Source organism: Streptomyces sp. NPDC047117 (assembly GCF_040643545.1).
Taxonomy (GTDB): Bacteria; Actinomycetota; Actinomycetes; order Streptomycetales; family Streptomycetaceae; genus Streptomyces.
In genome coordinates this window covers 1,385-2,805 of record NZ_JBEYUN010000049.1, presented here as the reverse complement: position 1 = coordinate 2,805, position 1,421 = coordinate 1,385, and the positions used below count along the sequence as shown (strand labels likewise).

At 56.2% G+C, this 1,421-nt stretch carries 1 rRNA gene (cut by a window edge); it reads right to left on the bottom strand.

What is annotated here, in order from left to right:
- Window positions 1-21: 21 nt before the first annotated feature.
- Window positions 22-1,421 (bottom strand): 23S ribosomal RNA (locus ABZ840_RS37695) (its annotated part continues 1,384 nt past the right edge of the window); the annotation flags it as partial.

Below are 1,421 nucleotides of genomic sequence, written 5' to 3'. Positions count from 1 at the left end.
ACACAGTGGACGCGAGCAACTGAGGACAAGCCCTCGGCCTATTAGTACCAGTCAACTCCACCCGTTACCGGGCTTCCATATCTGGCCTATCAACCCAGTCGTCTACTGGGAGCCTTACCCTCTCAAGGAGGTGGGAGTACTCATCTCGAAGCAGGCTTCCCGCTTAGATGCTTTCAGCGGTTATCCCTCCCGAACGTAGCCAACCAGCCATGCCCTTGGCAGGACAACTGGCACACCAGAGGTTCGTCCGTCCCGGTCCTCTCGTACTAGGGACAGCCCTTCTCAATACTCCTACGCGCACAGCGGATAGGGACCGAACTGTCTCACGACGTTCTAAACCCAGCTCGCGTACCGCTTTAATGGGCGAACAGCCCAACCCTTGGGACCGACTCCAGCCCCAGGATGCGACGAGCCGACATCGAGGTGCCAAACCATCCCGTCGATATGGACTCTTGGGGAAGATCAGCCTGTTATCCCCGGGGTACCTTTTATCCGTTGAGCGACGGCGCTTCCACAAGCCACCGCCGGATCACTAGTCCCGACTTTCGTCCCTGCTCGACCCGTCAGTCTCACAGTCAAGCTCCCTTGTGCACTTACACTCAACACCTGATTGCCAACCAGGCTGAGGGAACCTTTGGGCGCCTCCGTTACCCTTTGGGAGGCAACCGCCCCAGTTAAACTACCCACCAGACACTGTCCCTGATCCGGATCACGGACCCAGGTTAGACATCCAGCACGACCAGAGTGGTATTTCAACAATGACTCCACGAACACTGGCGTGTCCGCTTCACAGTCTCCCACCTATCCTACACAAGCCGAACCGAACACCAATATCAAGCTATAGTAAAGGTCCCGGGGTCTTTCCGTCCTGCTGCGCGAAACGAGCATCTTTACTCGTAGTGCAATTTCACCGGGCCTATGGTTGAGACAGTCGAGAAGTCGTTACGCCATTCGTGCAGGTCGGAACTTACCCGACAAGGAATTTCGCTACCTTAGGATGGTTATAGTTACCACCGCCGTTTACTGGCGCTTAAGTTCTCAGCTTCGCCTGGCCGAAACCAAGCTAACCGGTCCCCTTAACGTTCCAGCACCGGGCAGGCGTCAGTCCGTATACATCGCCTTACGGCTTCGCACGGACCTGTGTTTTTAGTAAACAGTCGCTTCTCGCTGGTCTCTGCGGCCACCACCAGCTCAGAGGGAAAACCTCATCACCAGCCGTGGCCCCCCTTCTCCCGAAGTTACGGGGGCATTTTGCCGAGTTCCTTAACCATAGTTCACCCGAACGCCTCGGTATTCTCTACCTGACCACCTGAGTCGGTTTAGGGTACGGGCCGCCATGAAACTCGCTAGAGGCTTTTCTCGACAGCATAGGATCATCCACTTCACCACAATCGGCTCGGCATCAGGTCTCACCCTTACGT